Origin of the sequence: Actinokineospora xionganensis (genome assembly GCF_014323725.1) — a bacterium.
Taxonomy (GTDB): Bacteria; Actinomycetota; Actinomycetes; order Mycobacteriales; family Pseudonocardiaceae; genus Actinokineospora; species Actinokineospora xionganensis.
Window position 1 is genome coordinate 12,191 of record NZ_JABVED010000014.1, and the last position, 20,492, is coordinate 32,682.

The 20,492-nt window shown below is 69.2% G+C and carries 22 protein-coding genes; 9 read left to right on the forward strand and 13 right to left on the reverse strand.

Annotated elements, in window-relative coordinates; translation table 11 throughout:
- Positions 1-6 precede the first annotated feature (6 nt).
- Positions 7-1,470 carry an MSCRAMM family protein gene (locus tag GPZ80_RS22915; protein WP_187223140.1) on the reverse strand — a complete coding sequence of 488 codons (1,464 nt, stop codon included), beginning with the start codon at positions 1,468-1,470 and terminating at the stop codon, positions 7-9.
- Positions 1,471-2,084: 614 nt separating this feature from the next.
- Here GPZ80_RS22915 and GPZ80_RS22920 point away from each other — a divergent pair.
- The 4 genes from GPZ80_RS22920 (at position 2,085) to GPZ80_RS22935 (ending at position 5,295) form a co-directional block, all read left to right on the forward strand.
- On the forward strand, positions 2,085-2,666 hold the full coding sequence (locus tag GPZ80_RS22920) for a dihydrofolate reductase family protein (protein ID WP_187223141.1): 582 nt from the start codon (positions 2,085-2,087) through the stop codon (positions 2,664-2,666).
- A gap of 101 nt (positions 2,667-2,767) precedes the next feature.
- Positions 2,768-3,424, forward strand: a complete 657-nt coding sequence (locus GPZ80_RS22925; protein WP_187223142.1) for a peptidylprolyl isomerase — start codon at positions 2,768-2,770, stop codon at positions 3,422-3,424.
- A gap of 92 nt (positions 3,425-3,516) precedes the next feature.
- Positions 3,517-4,215 carry a GmrSD restriction endonuclease domain-containing protein gene (locus tag GPZ80_RS22930; RefSeq protein ID WP_246477384.1) on the forward strand — a complete coding sequence of 233 codons (699 nt, stop codon included), beginning with the start codon at positions 3,517-3,519 and terminating at the stop codon, positions 4,213-4,215.
- A 78-nt stretch (positions 4,216-4,293) separates the two neighbouring features.
- The gene (locus tag GPZ80_RS22935; RefSeq protein WP_187223143.1) at positions 4,294-5,295 is read left to right on the forward strand and encodes an aldo/keto reductase; all 1,002 of its coding nucleotides are present in this window, start codon (positions 4,294-4,296) and stop codon (positions 5,293-5,295) included.
- Between the two features lie 64 nt (positions 5,296-5,359).
- Here GPZ80_RS22935 and GPZ80_RS22940 read toward each other — a convergent pair whose 3' ends face one another.
- From GPZ80_RS22940 to GPZ80_RS22980, 9 genes are all read right to left on the reverse strand, one after another.
- Positions 5,360-5,683, reverse strand: coding sequence for a DUF6355 family natural product biosynthesis protein (locus GPZ80_RS22940; protein ID WP_187223144.1), 324 nt, complete (start codon positions 5,681-5,683; stop codon positions 5,360-5,362).
- A gap of 210 nt (positions 5,684-5,893) precedes the next feature.
- On the reverse strand, positions 5,894-6,235 hold the full coding sequence (locus GPZ80_RS22945) for a metal-sulfur cluster assembly factor (protein ID WP_376771710.1): 342 nt from the start codon (positions 6,233-6,235) through the stop codon (positions 5,894-5,896).
- 44 nt (positions 6,236-6,279) lie between these two features.
- A complete protein-coding gene (sufU, locus tag GPZ80_RS22950; protein WP_187223146.1) occupies positions 6,280-6,729 on the reverse strand; it encodes a Fe-S cluster assembly sulfur transfer protein SufU in 450 nt (149 codons plus the stop codon).
- Positions 6,729-7,985 carry a cysteine desulfurase gene (locus GPZ80_RS22955; protein WP_187223147.1) on the reverse strand — a complete coding sequence of 419 codons (1,257 nt, stop codon included), beginning with the start codon at positions 7,983-7,985 and terminating at the stop codon, positions 6,729-6,731. Before GPZ80_RS22955 ends, sufU begins: the two co-directional genes overlap by 1 nt.
- A 37-nt stretch (positions 7,986-8,022) precedes the next feature.
- On the reverse strand, positions 8,023-8,796 hold the full coding sequence (gene sufC, locus GPZ80_RS22960; protein WP_187223148.1) for a Fe-S cluster assembly ATPase SufC: 774 nt from the start codon (positions 8,794-8,796) through the stop codon (positions 8,023-8,025).
- Positions 8,797-8,811: 15 nt separating this feature from the next.
- Entirely contained in the window at positions 8,812-9,150 is a 339-nt protein-coding gene (locus tag GPZ80_RS22965; RefSeq protein WP_187223149.1) for a non-heme iron oxygenase ferredoxin subunit, read from the reverse strand.
- Entirely contained in the window at positions 9,147-10,313 is a 1,167-nt protein-coding gene (sufD, locus tag GPZ80_RS22970) for a Fe-S cluster assembly protein SufD (protein ID WP_222719755.1), read from the reverse strand. The genes GPZ80_RS22965 and sufD overlap by 4 nt, the downstream gene beginning before the upstream one ends.
- Before the next feature lie 11 nt (positions 10,314-10,324).
- On the reverse strand, positions 10,325-11,767 hold the full coding sequence (sufB, locus tag GPZ80_RS22975; RefSeq protein ID WP_187223151.1) for a Fe-S cluster assembly protein SufB: 1,443 nt from the start codon (positions 11,765-11,767) through the stop codon (positions 10,325-10,327).
- A complete protein-coding gene (locus tag GPZ80_RS22980) occupies positions 11,764-12,522 on the reverse strand; it encodes a helix-turn-helix transcriptional regulator (RefSeq protein ID WP_187223152.1) in 759 nt (252 codons plus the stop codon). The genes sufB and GPZ80_RS22980 overlap by 4 nt, the downstream gene beginning before the upstream one ends.
- Positions 12,523-12,715: 193 nt before the next feature.
- Between GPZ80_RS22980 and mptB the strand changes: the two genes are divergently transcribed.
- From mptB to GPZ80_RS22995, 3 genes are read left to right on the forward strand one after another with little or no spacing between them, the layout of a single operon-like run.
- Complete coding sequence (mptB, locus tag GPZ80_RS22985) at positions 12,716-14,311, forward strand: polyprenol phosphomannose-dependent alpha 1,6 mannosyltransferase MptB (protein WP_312880514.1); 1,596 nt, start codon at positions 12,716-12,718, stop codon at positions 14,309-14,311.
- Positions 14,312-14,322: 11 nt separating this feature from the next.
- Positions 14,323-15,249 (forward strand): ABC transporter ATP-binding protein, encoded by a 927-nt coding sequence (locus tag GPZ80_RS22990; protein ID WP_187223153.1) that lies wholly within the window; start codon positions 14,323-14,325, stop codon positions 15,247-15,249.
- A gap of 59 nt (positions 15,250-15,308) precedes the next feature.
- Positions 15,309-16,025 (forward strand): ABC transporter permease, encoded by a 717-nt coding sequence (locus GPZ80_RS22995; protein ID WP_187223271.1) that lies wholly within the window; start codon positions 15,309-15,311, stop codon positions 16,023-16,025.
- 9 nt (positions 16,026-16,034) lie between these two features.
- Here the strand turns inward: GPZ80_RS22995 and GPZ80_RS23000 are convergent, their stop codons facing one another.
- On the reverse strand, positions 16,035-16,406 hold the full coding sequence (locus GPZ80_RS23000; RefSeq protein WP_187223154.1) for a DoxX family protein: 372 nt from the start codon (positions 16,404-16,406) through the stop codon (positions 16,035-16,037).
- 293 nt (positions 16,407-16,699) lie between these two features.
- On the opposite strand from GPZ80_RS23000, the gene GPZ80_RS23005 reads away from it, so the two are divergent.
- Positions 16,700-17,659 carry a COX15/CtaA family protein gene (locus tag GPZ80_RS23005; RefSeq protein WP_312880515.1) on the forward strand — a complete coding sequence of 320 codons (960 nt, stop codon included), beginning with the start codon at positions 16,700-16,702 and terminating at the stop codon, positions 17,657-17,659.
- Here GPZ80_RS23005 and GPZ80_RS23010 read toward each other — a convergent pair whose 3' ends face one another.
- Positions 17,660-17,968: a hypothetical protein gene (locus GPZ80_RS23010; RefSeq protein ID WP_187223156.1), complete on the reverse strand. Its 309-nt coding sequence runs from the start codon at positions 17,966-17,968 to the stop codon at positions 17,660-17,662.
- Positions 17,969-18,041: 73 nt separating this feature from the next.
- On the opposite strand from GPZ80_RS23010, the gene GPZ80_RS23015 reads away from it, so the two are divergent.
- Positions 18,042-19,013, forward strand: a complete 972-nt coding sequence (locus tag GPZ80_RS23015) for a quinone oxidoreductase family protein (protein ID WP_187223157.1) — start codon at positions 18,042-18,044, stop codon at positions 19,011-19,013.
- Between the two features lie 86 nt (positions 19,014-19,099).
- On the opposite strand, the gene GPZ80_RS23020 is transcribed toward GPZ80_RS23015, so the two are convergent.
- Entirely contained in the window at positions 19,100-20,326 is a 1,227-nt protein-coding gene (locus GPZ80_RS23020) for a S8 family peptidase (protein ID WP_187223158.1), read from the reverse strand.
- Positions 20,327-20,492: the final 166 nt, after the last annotated feature.

Here is a 20,492-nt window from a genome sequence, read left to right on the forward strand (position 1 = left end):
CCGGGGTCAGCGCCCCCAGTCCCGGCGCATGCCCCGGCCGACCACGACGCGCCTTCGCGACGGTCCGTGGAGCAGGAGCAGGGTCACCAAGGCGCCGCCGATGAGCATCAGGACACCGAGTCCGACGAGCAGGCCGGTCGACGGGCCGCCGTCGGTCATCGCGGCCGCCGCGGCGGGCTGGCCGCCGCCCGCGGGGATCGTCTTGGGCACCGTGGGCACGTTGGGTTTGTTCGCGACCTTGAGCGTGAGCGTCGCCCCCGGGGTGACCTCGCCGCACGCCGCGGGCGGCGCCGCCGGGTCGAACGCCTGCTCGTACCCGGGCGGTGCGGCGACCTCGATGACGCAGATCTGTTGCGGCGTGCGCAGATTCGGCACGCCCGCCGTGCCGTCCGCGCCGGTCACCACGACCGAAGGGGTCCCATCCGCGCCGGTCAGCGGCTTGCCGTCCTGGTCCACCGCGGGCTTGGTCTTGTCCGCGGCGGTGATCCGCAGTGACACGCCCGCGATGCCCTTGCCGGTCTTCTCGTCGACCTTCGCCACCGCGACCTTGCCCGGCGCGGTCACGGCCGTGACGGCCTCGGCCCCGGTCAGCCGCTTCTCGCCGCCGGTGCTCACCACGCGCTGGGTGTCGACCTGGACCGCCTGGCGCACCACCGGTTTGTCGGCGGGAGCCGCCAGCGAGATCGCGACCTTCGGGTTGGGCCCGGTCGGCGTGACGCTGAGCGTCAGCGGTCCGCCCGCCTCCGGAGTCGGGAGGATCAGCGTCTTGCGGCCGTCGACAAGAGCGTCGGTGAGGGTGATCGTGACCGGGACGGTGCCCACGCCCTTGCCCGCGGCGTTGACGACCTTGACGGTCCAGGTGTCGGGTGTGCCGATGACCTGCGGCGCGGTCGGCTTGGTGATGCCGGTCGTCCACGGGCCCCGGTTGGCGGTGGCGTCGGCTTTGAGCCGATCGACGGCTGCCTTGGCGCTCGCGGGCAGCTTCCCCAGGTGGAAGGGGGCGTCGTAGGCGATCGTGCGGAATGTATTGGTCGGGAGGAGTTGGCCGGGGTCCTGCGGCGCCGCGGTCCACGAGTGCAGCAGGTGCGCCAGGGCCGCGGCCTCGTCGGCGCTCTTGGTGGTCGAGTAGCGCAGCAGCAGGTAGGAGATCTGGGCCGCGACGTCCGGGCTCAGCTCCGTCCCCCACTTGGTCTTGAGCGCCTCGCCCGGCTGGTACTGCTCGTCGGTGTCGGGCGCTAGGTACGCGTACTGCACGCACCAGACCTGCTGGCCGTTGACCAGGTACGACCCGGACCAGTCCGTCTGGTCCGGGTTGCCTTTGTACGGCTGCGAAGGCGAGGTCTTGTATCCGAGAGCTTCCCGCACGGCCGCAGCCGCGGTGGGCGCGGTGCTCACGAGGAGGGCGCCCGCCAGCAGCGAGGCACTCGCCACCCCTGCGACCAGCCGGGCGCCGAAATTGGTTCGCCCCATGGTGATGTCGGCTCCTTGCCGCCGCCGCGTGACGCCGCGACGCTGTTTGACGTCGGTGGGTGATTCCCCCGCGAGCCTGGTTTCTCGTCGACCCGCGGGCAATCCGCCACCGGGGCGACTCCGATCGGCGGGTCAGCGGGACATCGCCGGGCTCGCTCTCGACATCCACATGATCGTTACCCGCGAATGGCGGATCGGTCCGGTCCATGTGGGTGGCGGTTGGTCACGCAGAGGAGATCCGGGGCCGTCTCAGCCCCCTGACCAAAGCAGGCCAAGCGGGTGACTTGCCTTACGCACCAGAATGACAAGAGTGACTCGACGAGCGCTGCTGCTGGGCGGCGGCGGGGTCGCGGGCATCGCCTGGGAGAACCGGCGTCCTCACCGGTCTGTGACGGCTGCCGACCACGGTGCGCACTGTCCCGCACTGTCCCGCACTGGTGACCAACTCTTGAAGTTCCGGGGAGGCGGCACAGTTCCCGCGAAACTCGCGCGGAAAAAATTTGGAAGACGTGTCGATTGCACGACCTCCCGTCCGTCGGTCAAGTACACGGCGAAGACAGCCGACCAGGAAGAGGTAGCCCCGCGAACCCGCGGGCCGAGACTGGAGGAACACCATGGGCAAGCTCGTTGTCACCGAATTCATCTCCCTCGACGGCGTCATCGAGGACCCGGGCGGCGCCGAGGGCTTCGAGCACGGCGGTTGGAGCTTCAAGTCCCCTGCTCCGGACGGCGACCAGTTCAAGTTCGAGGAGCTCATGAACAGTGACGCGCAGCTGTTCGGCAGGCTCACCTATGACGCCTTCGCCGCCGCGTGGCCGGAGATGACCGACGAGGCCGGGTTCGCCGACAAGATGAACTCGATGCCCAAGTACGTCGTGTCCACGACCCTCGGCGAGGCGAAGTGGAACAACACCACCGTCATCTCCGACAACGTCGCCGAGGAGGTCGCCAACCTCAAGACCAAGCACGAGGGCGACATCCTCGTCCCGGGCAGCTCGCAGCTCATCGACACCCTGCGCGCGCACGGTCTGATCGACGAGTACCGGCTGATTGTGCACCCGGTGGTCCTGGGCTCGGGCAAGCGGCTGTTCAACGACGGCGCGGGCGCGTCGGACCTGGAGCTGGTCGAGACGCGCAACGTCGGCCCCAACGTGCTCCTGCAGACCTACCGCCCGGCCGCGAAGACCGAAGAGTGACCGGCTGACGCCGGTGGTCCCGCCTGGGGCGGCGGGATCGCCGGCGACGACCGGCCGAACAGCCGATCGCCACACCCGGGGGCCGTCGCTAGCCTGGCCCGATGAAGCGAACCATGATCGCCGTCATCACGGCACTTGTCGCTGGTGTGATCGTCTCGTCGCCCGCCACCGCGGAAACCGGGAAGCCCGCGCGGTGCGAGTTCACACCGACCCCGGACAACCCCGCCGCCCGGCCGGTGCGCGTTCCCCGCGCGAAAGCGAAGTCGCACGGGACCGTGGATGTCAGCATCTCCACCAACTACGGGACGCTCGACTTGCGGCTCGACCGCGACAACGCGCCCTGCGCGGTGCACAACCTCGTCCACCTGGCCCGCGCCGACTTCTACGACGACACCCGGTGTTTCCGGCTCACCGACAGCCCGCGGCTGGGTGTCCTGCAGTGCGGTGACATCTACCGCGCGGAGGAAGGCGGTCCGGGCTACAAGTTCCCGGACGAGGTCACCGGCCAGGAGACGTACCCGCGCGGCACCATCGCGATGGGCAACCAGGGGCCGGGAACGAACGGCAGCGAGTGGTTCATCGTGCACTCGGTCGCCAAGATCCGGCCCGTCTACACGGTGATGGGACACGTCACCCGCGGCATCGAGGTCATGGACCGCATTGTCGCCGCGGGCATCGATCCGGATGGCGCGGTCGACGGAGCGCCCCGGCACCCGGTTGTGATCCACGATGTCCGGGTCGGCCGTTCGCACGGCTGAAACCTCGATCAGATAACGAAAGCACCCCGAAACGATCAGCGGGCTCCCTCCGTGCCAAGATCCGCTCAGACGCGCGGAGGGAGTCTCGGGGGATGGCAAGTGCCGGCCGACGGAAAGCCCGGTCGAAAGCGATCCCGCTGCGGAACCGGCTGTTGTTCGTGCTCGCCGCGCTGGTGGTGCTTGGCCTGACCGCGATGGCGGTCGGGTGGCTGGAGTCGAAGTCCGCGGGCGCGACACCGGCGGACATCGCGCCCGCCAACGATCCGGGCACCGCCCGAACACAGTTGGCGGAGTTGGAAGTCCGCCCCGGCCGACCGATGGCGGGGTACTCGCGCGAATCGTTCCCGCACTGGGCAACCGTCGAAGGACAGTGCAACGCCCGCGAGGCGGTGCTCAAGCGTGACGGTCACGATGTCGTGGTCGACGGCCGCTGCCGCGTGGTGTCCGGCCGCTGGGTCAGCCCCTTCGACGGCGCGACCTGGACCGAACCGACCGATGTGGACATCGACCACTTGGTGCCGCTGGCCAACGCCTGGCGCAGCGGCGCGGGCGAGTGGTCGAGGGAGCGGCGCCGCGAGTTCGCCAACGACATGGTGCGCCCACAGCTGATCGCGGTGACCGACAACGTCAACCAGGCCAAGGGAGATCAGGGACCCGACACCTGGAAGCCGCCGCTGACCAGCACCTGGTGCGGCTACTCGGTCAACTGGATCGCGGTCAAGCACCACTACAAGCTGTCGGTGAACCCCGCTGAGAAGACCGAACTCGAGAAGATGCTCGACCGCTGCTGACTTGACCTGGAGCGCGCTCCAGGAGATTGACTGCTCTCGACGCCCGGAACCACACGGGCCGGTTGAGAGGATCTCCGCGTGAAGTACCGCACGATCGGCACGGACCCGCGAACCCGCCGCACCGTCAGCGTGCTGAGCCTGGGCGCCATGCTGTTCGGCACGACCACCGACGAAGGGACGTCGTTCGCGATCCTGGACAGGTATGTCGAGGCGGGCGGGACGTTCATCGACACGTCGAACAACTACGCCTTCTGGGCCGATTCGTCGCAGGGCGGCCAGAGCGAGGCGCTCCTCGGCCGCTGGCGGCGCAGCCGCGGCGTCGGCGACGAGATCACCGTCGCCACCAAGCTCGGCGGCCGCCCGATCGCCCCGGGCCTCAGCTTCGCCGAAACCGCGCTGCCGCACAACATCGAGGGCTTGTCCCCCAAGGCGATCCGCGAGTCCGCCGCGCGAAGCGCTGAGGCGCTGGGGATGTCCACGCTGGACTTGCTGTATGCCCACGTGGAGGACTATGTGACGCCGATGGAGGAGACCGTGGCGGCCTTCGGGGAACTCGTCACCGAGGGCGCGGTGGGTCTGCTCGGGGTGAGCAACCACTGGGCTTGGCGGGTGGAACGGGCCAGGGCGACGAGCGCGGCGGCGGGGCTTGCCTGGTACGAAGTCCTGCAGTACCAGCACAGTTACCTTCGTCCACGCACTGACCTGCCGGGCAGGCGGTCGGTCGACGGCAACCAGGGCTACCTCAGCGCGGACCTGCGGGCATATCTGCGGACCGAGCCGGACCTGGCGTTGGTGGCGTACTCACCGTTGCTCGGCGGCGCCTACACCCGCGCCGACAAGCCACTCGGCGTCGACTTCGACCACCCCGGCACGCACTCCCGGCTCGCGGCGGCACGCAAGGTGGCCGTGGAGACGGGAGCGACCGTGAACCAGGTCGTGCTGGCGTGGATGATCGGCAACGACATCCCGGCGATCCCGCTGGTCGGTGCGTCCTCGGTGGCGCAGTTGGACGAGAGTATCGCCGCGGTGGACTTGGAACTGTCGCCCGAGCAGCGCGCGATTCTGGATGAGGCGCGCTGATCGGAAATGTCGAAGGGGCGGGCCGAATAGCCCCCAACACTATTCGGCCCGCCATTCATTCGAATCAGCAGGTCTCACCCTTGTACCAGGCGAACTTGATGATTCCCGCATCCCCCAGATAGGTGCGGCCCGGTCCGACGCATTCGTCGTACCCACTGAGGCCGTGGTGTCGCTCCACCCGGATCCACACCCACGAGCCCCCGCCGCAGTGGTTGTAGTAGGCCCGGCCGGACGGGCCGTCCGGGTCCCAACCGCAGGCCAGCGGGCTTTCCGCGATCCGAGGGCTGTTCTGCTCGACGGCAGCGGCGGCCGGCGCGGCGGCGAGGCCGGCGAAGGACAGGGCGATGGCCAGCGAGGCCAATGGACGCAGACTTACCAGTGAACGCATTTCATTTCCCCCTTGCCACATGGGGGAAGTTGATTTCCTCCCCCAAGGAGATTCCAGCGTCGCACAGCAATAAGGTGACGGAGTAGTCCCTGAAAGGGTGAAAACAAAACGAAGACTGTGACATGGCGCCGGCTCGCCAGCGCGGCTCGGTCGCTTTGTGGTGACCGAGCGGGAAGGATCGCCGAAGGCGGCGCCATGTCACAGCGCCATCTACACAGTGAAGCCTAGAGCGCGCAGCTGCTCGCGGCCGTCGTCGGTGATCTTCTCCGGGCCCCACGGGGGCATCCAGACCCAGTTGATCCGGAAGTCGTCGACCAAGCCGCCGCCGGTCAGCGCCGCGCGGGTCTGGTCTTCGATCACGTCGGTCAGTGGGCAGGCCGCCGACGTCAGGGTCATGTCGATCGTCGCGGTGTTGTCGTCCTCGACCCGGATGTCGTACACCAGGCCGAGGTCGACGACGTTGATCCCCAACTCGGGGTCGACCACGTCGCGCATGGCCTCTTCGAGGTCGTCCAAGGTGGCCAGGTCGGCTCGGGGGGCCTGGTCGGGCATCCCCGCGGCGCCGCGCTGGACTTCTTCTGCGTCGTTCTCGGTGCTCATCGCGCTGTCACTCCTTCGCCCGAACGGGCAACCGCGTCCTTGAAAGCCATCCAGCCAAGCAGAGCACACTTCACCCGCGCCGGGTACTTGGCCACACCCGCGAAGGCGATGCCGTCCTCCAGCACGTCCTCATCCGGTTCGACCTGACCCCGGCCCTGCATCAGCTCCACGAACGCGTCCATAGTGGACAGTGCGGCCGCGACGTCCCGGCCGACCACCAGGTCCGTCAGCACCGACGTGGACGCCTGGCTGATCGAACAGCCCTGCCCCTCGTACGACACGTCCGCGACCTTGTCGCCGTCGAGCTTCACCCGCAGGGTGACCTCGTCGCCGCAGGTCGGGTTGACCTGGAAGGACTCCGCGTCGAACGGGTCGCGCAGACCCCGTCCGTGTGGGTTCTTGTAGTGGTCCAGGATGATCTCCTGGTACATCTGCTGCAGCTGCATCACGCCACCCCGAAGAACTTGCGGACCTGGTGCAGCCCCTCGATCATCGCGTCGATCTCGGCCTCGGTGGTGTACAGGTAACCGGACACCCGGGTCGAGGACTGCGCGCCGAGCCTGCGGTGCGCGGGCTTGGCGCAGTGGTGCCCTCCGCGCACGGCGATGCCGTACGAGTCGAGCACCTGGCTGATGTCGTGCGGGTGCAGGCCTTCCATGGTGAAGCTGATCGCCCCGCCGCGGTCGACCATGTCGGTCGGGCCGAGAATCCGCACGCCCGGCACCTCAAGCATCCGCTCCAGCGCGTAGCCGGTGATCGCCTGCTCGTGCGCGGCCACGTTCTCCATGCCCAGCGCGCTGAGGTAGTCGATCGCCGCGCCCAGCCCGATCGCCTGCGCGATCGGGGGGGTGCCCGCCTCGAACTTGTGCGGAGCCGGAGCGTACGTGGAGCGCTCCATCCGGACGTCCTCGATCATCTCGCCGCCACCGTGGAACGGGGGCAGCGCCGCGAGCACCTCCGACCGTCCCCACAGGACACCGATGCCGGTGGGACCCAGCAGCTTGTGCCCGGTGAAGCCGATCAGGTCGGCTCCGGTCTCCATGACGTCGTACGGCAGCTGCGGACCCGCCTGCGCGGCGTCGAGCACGACGAGCGCGCCGACAGCCTTGGCGCGGCGGGCGATCTCGGCGACCGGGTTGATCGTGCCCAGCATGTTCGACACATGCACGAGGGAGACGACCTTGGTGCGCTCGGTGATCAGCTCGTCGATGTTCGACAGGTCGAGCCTGCCGTCGTCGGTGATGCCGAACCACTTCAGCGTCGCGCCGGTCCGCTGCGTGAGCAGCTGCCACGGCACGATGTTGGAGTGGTGCTCCATCTCGGTGACGACGACCTCGTCGCCGGGGCCTACCCGGTACGGCTCATCGGCCCAGGCCAGCACGTTGGAGACCAGGTTGATCGCCTCGGTGATGCCCCGGGTGAAGATGATCTCGTCGCGGCTGGGCGCGCCGATGAACGCCGCGATCTTGTCGCGGGCGCCCTCGAACGCCGCCGTGGACTCCTCGCCGAGTTGGTGCACGGCGCGGGCCACGTTGGCGTTGTGGCGCTCGTAGTGCTCGGTGAGCGTGTCGATCACCGACTGCGGCTTCTGCGACGTGTTCGCGCTGTCGAGGTAGACCAGCGGCCGGTCCTCGGCGAGCCTGCGCTGCAGGATCGGGAAGTCCTTGCGGACCTGCTCGACGTCAAACCCGTGGCCGGTCACCTGACACCCCTCTCCGTGGATTCTGTCCTGTGCAACGTCAGGAAGTGGTCGCGGCTTCCTGGATGCCCGCGTATTTCACGTAGCCCTCGGCCTCGAGCTGGTCGGCCAGCTCCTTGCCGCCGGACTCGACGATCTTGCCCGCCGCGAAGACGTGCACGAAGTCGGGCGTGATGTGGCGCAGGATGCGGGTGTAGTGCGTGATCAGCAGGACACCGTGCTCGCCGGAGGCCTGGAACCGGTTGACGCCCTCGGACACGACGCGCAGGGCGTCGACGTCGAGGCCGGAGTCGGTCTCGTCGAGGATGGCGATCTTCGGCTGCAGCAGCGCGAGCTGCAGGATCTCGTGGCGCTTCTTCTCGCCGCCGGAGAAACCCTCGTTGACGCTGCGCTCGGCGAAGGCCGGGTCGATGTCCAACTCGCCCATGGCGGCCTTGACCTCCTTGACCCAGGTCCGCAGCTTCGGCGCCTCGCCCCGCACGGCGGTGGCCGCGGTGCGCAGGAAGTTCGACATCGACACGCCGGGAACCTCGACCGGGTACTGCATGGCCAGGAACAGGCCCGCGCGGGCGCGCTCGTCCACGCTCATGGCCAGGACGTCCTCGCCGTCGAGCGTGATCGTGCCCGAGGTCACCTGGTACTTGGGATGACCGGCGATCGCGTAGGACAGGGTGGACTTGCCGGACCCGTTGGGGCCCATGATCGCGTGGGTCTCGCCTGCCTTGATGGTCAGGTCGACGCCCTTGAGGATCTCCTTGGGACCTTCGTCGGTGTTGACCGAGACGTGCAGGTCCTTGATCTCCAGCGTGGCCATGTCGTGCGGTTTCCTTCAGTTCGTGGTGGTAGTGACGCCTGTATTTGTCACGCGCTGGACGTCCACGTGAACATCCCCATCGATGATCGTCACGGCGTACACATCGACGGGTTCGGTCGCGGGCGGAGCCGAAGGGGCGCCGGTGCGCAGGTCGAAACACGACCCGTGCAGCCAGCACTCCAGACCCTTGCGGGTCAGCTCCCCTTCGGACAGTGCCAGTTCGGCGTGCGAGCACTCGTCGCGCAGTGCGTGCACCTCGTCGCCCTGGCGCACAAGCACCACGGAGACATCATCGATCTCGACGGCGTGCGGTTTGCCGTCGTCCAGATCGGACAGTGCACAGGCGCGACTCATACCCCGACTGCTTCCAGTTCGGCCTCGATCGCCGCCTCAAGGCGCTCGCGCACCTCGGGAACGGTGATCTTCATCAGCAACTCGTGGAAGAAGCCGCGCACGACCAGGCGTCGAGCCTGGTCCTCCGGGATTCCCCGCGCCTGCAAGTAGAACAACTGCTCGTCGTCGAAGCGGCCGGTCGCGCTGGCGTGGCCCGCTCCGGCGATCTCGCCGGTCTCGATCTCCAGGTTCGGCACCGAGTCGGCGCGCGCGCCGTCGGTCAGCAGGAGGTTCCGGTTGAGCTCGTAGGTCTGCGTGCCCTCGGCCGCCACGCGGATCAGCACGTCGCCGATCCACACGGTGTGCGCGCCCTCGCCCTGCAGCGCGCCCTTGTACGTCACGTTCGACGTGCAGTTCGGCTGCGCGTGGTCCACAAAGGTCCGGTGCTCGAAGTGCTGTCCGGCGTCGGCGAAGTACAGACCGGTGAGGTCGACTTCCCCGCCCCGCTCGGCGAAGTACGCCGTCGGGGACACGCGGACCAGGTCGCCGCCAAGGGTGACGACGGTGTGCTTGAGCACCGCGTCCTTGCCGATCCTGGCGTGCTGCGCGGACACGTGCACGGCGTCGTCGGCCCAGTCCTGGATGGACACCACAGTGAGCTTGGAGCCCTCGGCGAGCACGAACTCCACGTTGTCGGCGTAGACACCGGAACCGCGGTGGTCGATGACCACGACGGCTTCGGCGTACAGCTCGGCGCGGATCTGCAGGTGGCCGTAGGCGAGCTTGCCCTCGCCCGGTCCGGTGACCTTGACGGTCGTCGGAGCGGACGCGCGCTGCTCCTTGGCCGCGGTGAGGATCGTGGCCTCGGCGAACGAGCTGAACGCCTGGGCGGCGACCCGGTCGGCGGGCTTGCCCGCTTCTCCGAGCCGCTTGTCGCCGCGGGCGACCGTCTCGACGGTGAACTCGCCGGGCGCGTCGACCTCGACGGTCGCCGCACCGGTGGCCTCGGCACCCTCGTGCAGGCCGGCCAGCCGCTTCATCGGCGTGAAGCGCCAAATCTCCTCGCGGCCCGTCGGCACCTCGAACGCGTTGACGTCGTAAGAGGAGAACCAGTCGGCACGCGATGCCTCGGGAACCCGCGCTCCGCCCTCAGAACGCGACTGACTAATTGGTGCGGCAGACAGTGACGTTCCCACTAGCCGACGGCCCCTTCCATCTGCAGTTCGATCAGGCGGTTCAGTTCAAGCGCGTACTCCATGGGCAGCTCACGCGCGATGGGCTCGACGAACCCGCGCACGATCATCGCCATGGCCTCGTCCTCGGACAGGCCGCGCGACATCAGGTAGAACAGCTGGTCGTCGCTGACCTTCGACACCGTGGCCTCGTGGCCCATCTGAACGTCGTCCTCGCGGATGTCGACGTACGGGTAGGTGTCGGAGCGGCTGATCGTGTCGACCAGCAGCGCGTCGCACTTGACCGTGGACTTCGAGTGGTGCGCCCGCTTGTTGACCTGGACCAGGCCGCGGTAGGACGTGCGGCCGCCGCCGCGCGCCACCGACTTCGACTCGATCTTCGAGGTCGTGTGCGGCGCGAGGTGGACCATCTTGGCGCCCGCGTCCTGGTGCTGGCCCTCGCCCGCGAAGGCGATGGACAGGACCTCACCGTGGGCGTGCTCGCCCATCAGGTAGACGGCCGGGTACTTCATGGTGACCTTGGAGCCGATGTTGCCGTCGATCCACTCCATGGTCGCGCCCTCTTCGGCCTTGGCGCGCTTGGTGACCAGGTTGTAGACGTTGTTCGACCAGTTCTGGATGGTCGTGTAGCGGCAGCGGCCGCCCTTCTTCACGATGATCTCCACGACCGCGGAGTGCAGCGAGTCGGAGGAGTAGATCGGGGCGGTGCAGCCCTCGACGTAGTGCACATAGGCACCCTCGTCGACGATGATCAGCGTGCGCTCGAACTGGCCCATGTTCTCGGTGTTGATCCGGAAGTAGGCCTGCAGCGGGATCTCGACGTGGACGCCCTTGGGCACGTAGATGAACGAGCCACCCGACCACACGGCGCCGTTGAGCGCGGAGAACTTGTTGTCCCCGTGCGGGATCACCGAGCCGTAGTACTCGGCGAACAGCTCCGGGTGCTCCTTGAGCGCGGTGTCGGTGTCGAGGAAGATGACACCCTGCTTCTCGAGCTCCTCGTTGATCTTGTGATAGACCACTTCGGACTCGTACTGCGCGGCGACACCGGACACCAGGCGGGCCTTCTCGGCCTCCGGGATGCCCAGCTTGTCGTAGGTGTTCTTGATGTCCTCGGGCAGGTCCTCCCAGGACTGGGCCTGCTTCTCCGTGGACCGCACGAAGTACTTGATGTTGTCGAAGTCGATCCCCGACAGGTCGGCGCCCCAGCTCGGCATGGGCTTGCGGTCGAAAAGCCGCAGACCCTTCAGCCGGGACTCGAGCATCCACTCGGGCTCGCTCTTCTTGGCCGAGATGTCCCGGACCACGGCCTCCGACAACCCGCGCTGGGCGGCTGCGCCCGCGACGTCGGTGTCGGCCCAGCCGAATTCGTAGCGACCCAGGGAGTCGATGGTCTCTTCCTGGGTGAGCTGCGTGGTGGTGCGCTGCTCGGCAGCGGCAGTCATAGGGACTTCCCTCCATTTGGTACTGGTGGCGCGGTAGTCGTGTGACCCGCACTGCCTGGTGACTGGAGCGGCACGTGCGTGGTGCACGCGGCGTCGCCGTTCGCGATCGTCGCCAGGCGCTGCACGTGGGTGCCGAGAAGCGCGGCGAACGCCGCCGTCTCGACCTCGCACAGCTGGGGGAACTCCGCCGCGACGTGCGCGACGGGGCAGTGGTGCTGGCAGAGCTGCTCCCCGGCGCCGACACTGCGTGTCGACGCAGCGTAACCCTCGCGGGTCAGCGCGACGGCCAGGGCCTGTGCCCGACCCGCCGGGTCCTCCACCGAGGTGATGGCGGCGCGGTGCCGGTCGACCAGGGTGCCCATCCGGCGCTCCGCGAACGCGCGGACCGCCTGCTCCCCACCGGTCTCGGCCAGGAAGCGCAGGGCGGAGATGGCCAGGTCGTCGTAGGCGTGGCCGAAGCGGGACCGGCCCGCCTCGGTGAGCAGGAAGAGCTTCGCCGGACGACCGCGGCCGCGGTGGCCCAGGCGCGGGGCCTCACGGGTGTAGGCCTCCCCGTCGGCCACCAGGGCGTCGAGGTGCCTGCGGACGGCGGCGGGGCTGAGCCCCAGCGCCTCGGCGACAGCGACGGCCGAGATCGGTCCCTGCTCCAGCAGCAGGCGGGCCACACCAACGCGGGTGCGGCCGTCCTGCTGCCCGACACCAGCGAGACCATGGGTCTCCTCTGGGGTCCGCGGAGCGGGGGCGGTCTTTTTCACAACACAAGTGTGTCTTATTTCCGTCCGAGGGGCAAAGGTGGGGTGCCTTCCGGTGACCGGCCTCACCCGCACCAACCCGCGAGTCCCACGTTCCCGACAGTGAGTTCAACGTTCACGACGATGAACTCACTGTCGGGAACGTGGGACTCGCGTCCGTGCTGACGGGTGGTTGGGGGTGGCTAGTCTTTCCGTCGTGGTGACGGCAGAGGCGGGGCGGCGCGTGCGGGTATCCGATGACGAGGCGGGCGCACTCAACGCGGTGGAGCGCAAGCAGCTCGACATCGTGCGGCGGTTCGGCACGGTGGGCGCGCTGCTACTCACCGTGGGCTCGCTGGGCGCCGGGGCCGCTCCGGTGTTCAACCCGGTCATCCGGCTCCCGGTGTTCAACCTGTTCATCCGGATGACCACCGTGTCGCTCGCGATCGGCTTCACCGGCGTGTTCATGATCGTGGTGGCCTGGCTGGCGCTGGGCAGACTGTCGCGCCCCGGCCGCGAGCGGGTCGTCTCGGTGCCACAGATGGCCCGGACGCTGGTGATGTGGATCACGCCGCTGGTGTTCACCGTCCCCAGCTTCAGCCGCGACGTCTACAGCTACCTGGCCCAGAGCGAGATCGTCGCCCGCGGCATGGACCCGTACACGCTCGGCCCGGCGCAGGCACTCGGGGTCGACCACCCGCTCACCCAGGGTGTGCCGACGATCTGGCGGGAGACGCCGTCGCCGTACGGCCCGCTGTTCCTCACCCTGGGCAAGGCCATCAACTGGCTCACCGGCGACCACGTCGTCCACGGGGTGGCACTGCACCGGCTGCTGGCGCTGATCGGCCTGGCGATGATCGTGTGGTCGCTCCCCCGGCTGGCGAAGCGCTTCGGGGTGAGCCCGGTGAGCGCCCTGTGGCTGGGCGCGGCCAACCCGCTGGTGCTGTTCCACCTGGTCGTGGGCGTGCACAACGAGGCCCTGGCGATCGGCCTGATGCTGGTCGGGTTCGAACTGGCGCTGACCCGGATGGCGAAGGTGACTCCGGACGGGCCGTTCCCGCCATGGCAGCGCGGCGAACTGGCCTGGTACGCGATCGGCGGCGCGGTCATCACCCTCGGCGCGGCGGTGAAGATCCCGGCGGCGCTGGCGCTGGGCTTCCTGGGAGTGATGATCGCCCGGCGGATGGGCGGGAAGTGGAAACACCTGTTCCAGGTCGCGGGCGGGCTGGGCGTGGTGTTCCTGGTCGTGCTCACCGCCTGCTCGTTCGGCAGCGGCCTGGGCTACGGCTGGGTCAGCACGCTCAACACCGCGTCGACCATCAAGAGCTGGCTCGCGCCGATGACCGCGCTCGGCTTCGGCGCCGGCGGCCTGGGCATCATCATGGGCCTGGGCAACCACACCGACGCCGCCATCACCGTGGCGCGGCTGTTCGGCGCCATCATCGGCCCGCTGATCGCGGCGAAGCTGCTGCTCGACAGCTTCCGGTGGAAGCTGCGCCCGCTGACCGGGCTGGGTGTCGCGCTGGGCGCGGTGCTGGTGTTCGGCGCGGCCGTGCACGCCTGGTACCTGCTGTGGGCGGCGCTCCCGCTGGCCGCCGCGGCGGGCAACACCCGGTTCCGCACGGCGGCGATGGTGATCAGCGCGGGTCTCGCCGTGGTGGTGGCGCCGACCGGGGGGACCTTCGACGGACACATCTTCGTGCTCCCCTACGCCTACCTCGCCGCGGCGATCACGACCCTCGCGGCGGTCGCCGTGGTGTGGCGGCACCTGCCGTGGCCGCCCGCCCGCCGAGTGACCACCGGCACGCCTTAGGCTTTCGAGTCGTGAGTGTGCCCGCCGTCGAGGTGTCCGACCTGGCCAAGAGTTATGGGTCCACCCTTGCCGTCGACGGCATCGGGTTCACCGTGGAACGTGGTTCCGTGCTGGCCCTGCTCGGGCCCAACGGCGCGGGCAAGACCACCAGCATCGAGATCTGCGAGGGCTTCCTGCGCCGCGACGGCGGTTCGGTCCGTGTCCTCGGCCTGGACCCGGCCACCGACGGCGAGAAGCTGCGCCCCCGGATCGGCGTGATGCCGCAGGGCGGCGGCGCCTACCCCGGCGTGCGGGTCGACGAGATGCTCACCCTGGTGGCGGCGTGCGCGGCCAACCCCCTCGACCCGGCCTGGCTGCTCGACATCCTCGGGCTCGCGGGCGCGACCCGCACCCCGTACAAGCGCCTCTCCGGTGGGCAGCAGCAGCGGCTCTCGCTCGCCTGCGCTCTCATCGGCAGGCCCGAGCTGGTGTTCCTCGACGAACCGACCGCCGGGATGGACCCCCAGGCCCGCAGGCTGGTCTGGGAGCTGGTGGCCGCGCTGCGCGCCGACGGCGTGAGCGTGCTGCTCACCACCCACCTGATGGAGGAAGCCGAGGCGCTCGCCGACCAGGTGGTGATCATCGACCACGGCCGGGTGGTGGCCCAGGGCAGCCCGCGCGAGCTCACCGAGCAGGGCGAGGACGAACAGCACCTGAAGTTCCGCGCCAAGTCGGGGTTGGACACCACGCTCCTGCTGACCGCGCTCCCCCAGGGGTGTCGGGTGAGCGAGCCGATGGCGGGCCACTACCTGGTGACCGGCACGGTCGATCCCCAGGTCGTCTCGGCGGTGACGTCGTGGTGCGCGCAGCAGGGTGTGCTCGCCCAGGAGCTGCAGGTGGGCAGGCGCAGCCTTGAGGACGTCTTCCTCGACCTGACCGGACGGGAGCTGCGCTCGTGACCGCACGATTCGAGGCCGGCACCTTCACCCCGGCGCCGGGGGCGGGCAAGCCCCTGCGGATGCTGCTCACGCACGCGCGCACCGAGGCGATGCTGACCCTGCGCAACGGCGAACAGGTCCTGCTGACCGTCCTGATCCCGCTGGCGCTGCTGGTCGGGCTCAGTGTGCTGAAGATCATCGACATGCCCGAGCCGCGGGTGGACTCGGTGACCCCCCGGATCTTCGCCCTGGCGGTGATGTCGTCGGCGTTCACCGGCCAGGCGATCGCCCTGGGCTTCGACCGCCGCTACGGCGTCCTCAAGCGGCTGGCCGCCACTGCCCTGCCGCGCTGGCTGCTGGTCGCGGGCCGGGTGCTCGCGGCGTTGGGCGTGGTTGTCCTGCAGTTGGTGCTGCTGGCACTGACGGCGGCGCTGCTGGGCTGGTCCCCGTCGCCGTCCGGTCTGGTGTGGACGGTGTTGCTGGTGGTGCTGGGCACCGTGGCGTTCGGGGCCCTCGGCGTCCTGCTCGGCGGCGCGCTGAAGGCCGAGGTCGTGCTGGCGCTGGCCAACATCGTGTGGTTCGTGCTCCTCCTGGCAGGCGGCATCATCGTCGCCGCCGACTCGCTGCCGGAGGGGATGGCGACAGTGGTTCGGCTGCTGCCGAGCGCGGCACTGACGGAAGGTCTGACAACGGCCTTGGTCGACGGCAGGGTGCCGGACTGGTCGGTGTTCGCGATCCTCGCGGGCTGGGGCGGCGGCGCGGCGCTGCTGGCCACGCGCACGACCAAACTCGTCTGACGGGCCCGCTCAGAGGTCGCGGTAGCGCTGCCAGGCGACGAGGGCCGCCATCACGAACAGCACGGCGTTGACCGGGAGCATCTTCATCTCGCCGCGCCGCAGATGGGTCGCGAAGGCGCCGAGTTGCAGCACGACGAGCCCGAGTGCCGCCAGCGGAGTCAGCACCGGCGCGATACCGGTGAGCCACGGGAGGATCAGCCCGACCGCGGCGAGAATCTCCAGCGCGCCGATCGCCTTCACGACGCCGCCGGAGAAATCCTGAGTCCACGCCATGTTCGGATCGGCCTTGAGCGCTTCATGCGACTTGGCCAGCTTCATGGAGCCCGCGGCCAGGAAGACCGCGGCGAGCACACCCTGCACGATCCACAAGAACACGTTCACGCGGCCTCCAGTGATCGTCGTCCGAACCGACGGTAGACCCGTGCCGGGGGATCGACCACTGGACGCTGCCGCCGGCCCTGGTCGAGGGGGGACGCGACCGGGCCGGCGACAGCTAAGAGAGGCGATGGGGGAGTTCGCCCTCTGACGACTCAGTGTAGTAGCTCATGATCACTGCGTGGGAATGAACGGCGAAGATCGCCGAGGAACGCCCCGTTCGGCGCACGATGGGAGGCCTGCCACATCGCCGACCGGCCGCGGACGCGCTCTCAGGAGGGCCCGCCTACCATCGTCGCGTGCTGCCGCAATCGTTGAAGGACCGGATCGACCGCCTGCCCGCGCCCAGTGTCCGCACCCAGCGGGCCGTCGCGGTCGCTGTCGTCGTCACGCAGGCGCTGATCGCGGTCACCGGGTCGGTGGTCCGGGTGACCGGGTCGGGCCTGGGCTGCACCACGTGGCCGCAGTGCCATCCGGGCAGCATGGTGCCGGTCGACCACCCGGAGTTCGCCGCCCTGCACCAGTGGATCGAGTTCGGCAACCGGATGCTGACCGGCGTCGTCGGGTTCATCGCGATCGCCGCGTTCTTCCTGGCCTACCTCGACCGCCCGCACCGCCGCCGCTACCTGCGGCTGGCGCTGATCATGCCGCTCGGGGTGCTGCTGCAGGCGGCCATCGGCGGCGCGACCGTGCGGCTGGACCTGCTGTGGTGGACGGTGGCGGTGCACTTCATGGTCTCGGCCGTGATGGTGTGGCTGGCCGTGCTGCTCGTCCACGCGGTCGACGAGGGTGACGGCCCGCGGGTCGTCCGCGGCCCCGCGGGGCTGCGCGGGCTGCTCACCGCCATGATCGTGGTGCTCGCCGGGCTGCTCGTCGTCGGCACCATGGTCACCGGAGCGGGTCCGCACGCGGGCGACCCGGAGACGCCGCGGCTGGGGCTGCCGGTGGAGACGCTGGCGCACGTGCACGCCGCGTTCCTGTTCGTCTACCTCGGCATGGTGCTCGCGGTCGGGTTCCTGCTGCACTCGCGCTCGGACCGCTCGCTGTGGCGCCGGTTCTACGCCCTGGTCGCCGTCGTGCTCGCGCAGGGCTCGCTGGGGTTCGTCCAGTTCTGGACCGGGGTGCCGGAGATGCTGGTGTCGCTGCACGTGCTCGGCGCGATGGCGGTCATCGTCGCCACCGCGAGCCTGTGGTGCGCGACGCGCGACTACCCGCGCGCGTCCGTCGAAACGGAAGACGCGCAGGTAATCGCGGTCTAGCTAACCCCGGGCCCTGGCGGCCATCTTGCGCCGGTGACCGGCGCCGATCTTGGTGGCCTCCACGGTCTCGCGGTCCCACTCCGACAGTTCGAGACCCTCGATCTTCGCGACGAGGGCCTCCCCCGCGGCGGGGTCGGGCACGATGATGTCGCCCATCGCACCGTCGTCGCCGACGAGCACGACGCGCGCGCCGGTGCGCCCGATGTTCTGCACAACGGCCCGACTCGGCTTGCCATGGTCCGCGACGAACGCGGTGGCGGCCTTGACGGCCTGGGCGGGGACCTGGGGTTCGGTGTTCTCGTCAGCCACGGACCGAGCTTAGGACCAACCGCGCGGTGGGACCCGTCCACCGTGAGCGGTTCCACTCGGGCATGCTTGGAACATGACAAAGGCAGTGGTGGTGACGCGCACCGGTGGCCCCGAAGTACTGACCTACACCGACCGGGAGATCCCCGCACCAGGCCCCGGCGAGGTACTCGTCCGGGTGAAAGCGGCGGGCGTCAACTACATCGACACCTACCACCGCGACGGCATCTACCCCCTGCCGCTGCCCTTCGGCCTCGGCCTTGAGGGCGCCGGGACGATCACCGCGGTCGGCGACGACGTCGGCGACCGCGCCGTGGGCGACCGGGTCGCCTGGGCCGACGCGATGGGCAGCTACGCCGAACACGTCCTGGTGAAGTCCACGGTCGCGGTCCGCGTTCCCGACGGCGTCGACGACGAGACCGCCGCGGCCACGATGCTGCAGGGACTCACCGCCCACTACCTGGTGACCTCGACCTACCCGGCCCGGCCGGTGGACACGGTGCTGGTCCACGCGGCGGCCGGTGGTGTCGGACTGCTGCTCGTGCAGCTGGCGAAGGCGCGCGGCGCCAGGGTCATCGGCACCGTGTCCACTTCGGACAAGGAGGCCCTCGCCCGGGAAGCGGGCGCCGACGAGGTGATCCGGTACACCGAGGAGGACTTCGTGGCCCGGACGCTGGAGCTCACCGACGACGAGGGCGTCGCGGCGGTCTACGACGGTGTCGGGCGCACGACGTTCGACGGCAGCCTGTCGGTCTTGAAGCGCAGGGGAACGCTGGCCCTGTTCGGCGCGGCGAGTGGGCCGGTGGACCCAGTGGATCCACAGCGGCTCAACAAGGGCGGATCCCTGTTCCTGACCCGCCCGAAGCTGGCCGATCACGTCGCGACGGAAGAGGAGCTGCGGTGGCGGGCCGACGAGCTGTTCGGCGCGGTCGCCGACGGCAGCCTGAAGGTGAGCGTCGGTGGGCGATACCCGCTTTCGGAGGCCCGGCGGGCCCATGAGGACCTCCAGGGCAGGCGCACCACCGGAAAGCTCCTGCTGATCCCCTGAGTGTCCGTGCCTGAAGTCGCCGTCCCGACACTGGATGAATGGGATGTGGCCCACGCCGACGGCGTGGGCCACATCGCGTTGTCCGGTCAGAAGGTCGCCACGTTCAGCAGCTTCTCCTTGATGCCATCCGGGTCCTGGGCAGGCCAGATCCAGTCCGTCATGCCCGCCGACTGGAGGGCGGACTTCACCGAACCGGGTGAGGCCGAGGGGTTCGTCGCCTTGTACAGGGCCGCGCCGCCTGCCACGTGCGGGCTCGCCATCGACGTGCCCGAGATCGTGCTGTAGCCACCGTCCTTCCAGGTGGAGTTGATGCACACGCCCGGCGCGATCAGGTCGACGTCGGCGCCGAAGTTGGAGAAGTTGGCCAGCGTGTCGTCCTCGTCGGAGCGGCACGTCGACCCGGCGAGGCCGCCGGACTTGCCGTCGAAGTCGGCGAGCGCGCTGACGGTGATCACTTCGTCGTAGGCGGCGGGCACGAAGCCCTTCGCGTCGACGTAGCTGTTGCCCGCGGCCACCACGTAGGTGACGCCGGCCGCGACGGAGGCGCAGATCGCCTTGTGCATCGCGTCGTTGTTGCTGTTGCCGCAGTTGCCGTCGTCGGAGCCGCTACCGCCGAGGCTCATGTTGGCGATCTCGATCTTGTCGGCGTTCGCGGTCACGTAGTCGATCCCGCAGACGACCGCCGACCAGCTTCCCGAGCCGCGGTTGTCGAGCACCCGCACCGGCCAGACCCGCGCGCCGGGAGCCATGCCGACCACTCCCGAGGAGTTGTCGAGCGCGCCGACCGTGCCCGCGACGTGCGTGCCGTGCCCGTTGCCGTCGTCGGCGCTCTTTCCCGTGGAGCAGTTCTTGGCGCCCGCGGTGTGCACGTTGAGGTCCGGGTGATCGAGATCGATACCGGTGTCGATGATCGCCACATCGACGTTCACCCTTGTGTCCGCGCCGTCGATCGCGGCTGTCGCGCTTTTCTCGGCGTCGGCTCGGTCGATTCCGGTGGGCATTGTCTGCGCCGTGGTGTGGACCATTCCGTCACGCTGAACGAAACTCACCCGACCATCGCGAGTCAGTGCTTCGACGGCCCTCTCGCTCAATTGAGCGGAATATCCGCGTAACGCATGGGAATACACGTGTCCCACGGCCGCGCCGTGGGACTCCGCGTGCTCGCGGGCGACGTCGCGGGCGTTCGCCGTGTCGGCCAGCACCACGATGTAGTTGTCGATCGCTTGCTGGGAGGAGGTTTCCGCGGTCGCGACGGTCGTCGAGACCGCCGCGAGTGCGAGTGCGATGAGAGCCGTGCCGTAGGTCTTACGCATCTTGGCCCTTTCTGTGCCACGCCGGGACGGTGTCAGGGGTCCGGCCCGGCGGGGCGTATTCGTTGACGCCCCCACCATAAGCACCCAATTGGCCCAGATCATCACTCGTCACTCAAACGGCTCAGCGCCCCCGCCCACTGTCCATTCGGCACTGAAAAGCAAGTGT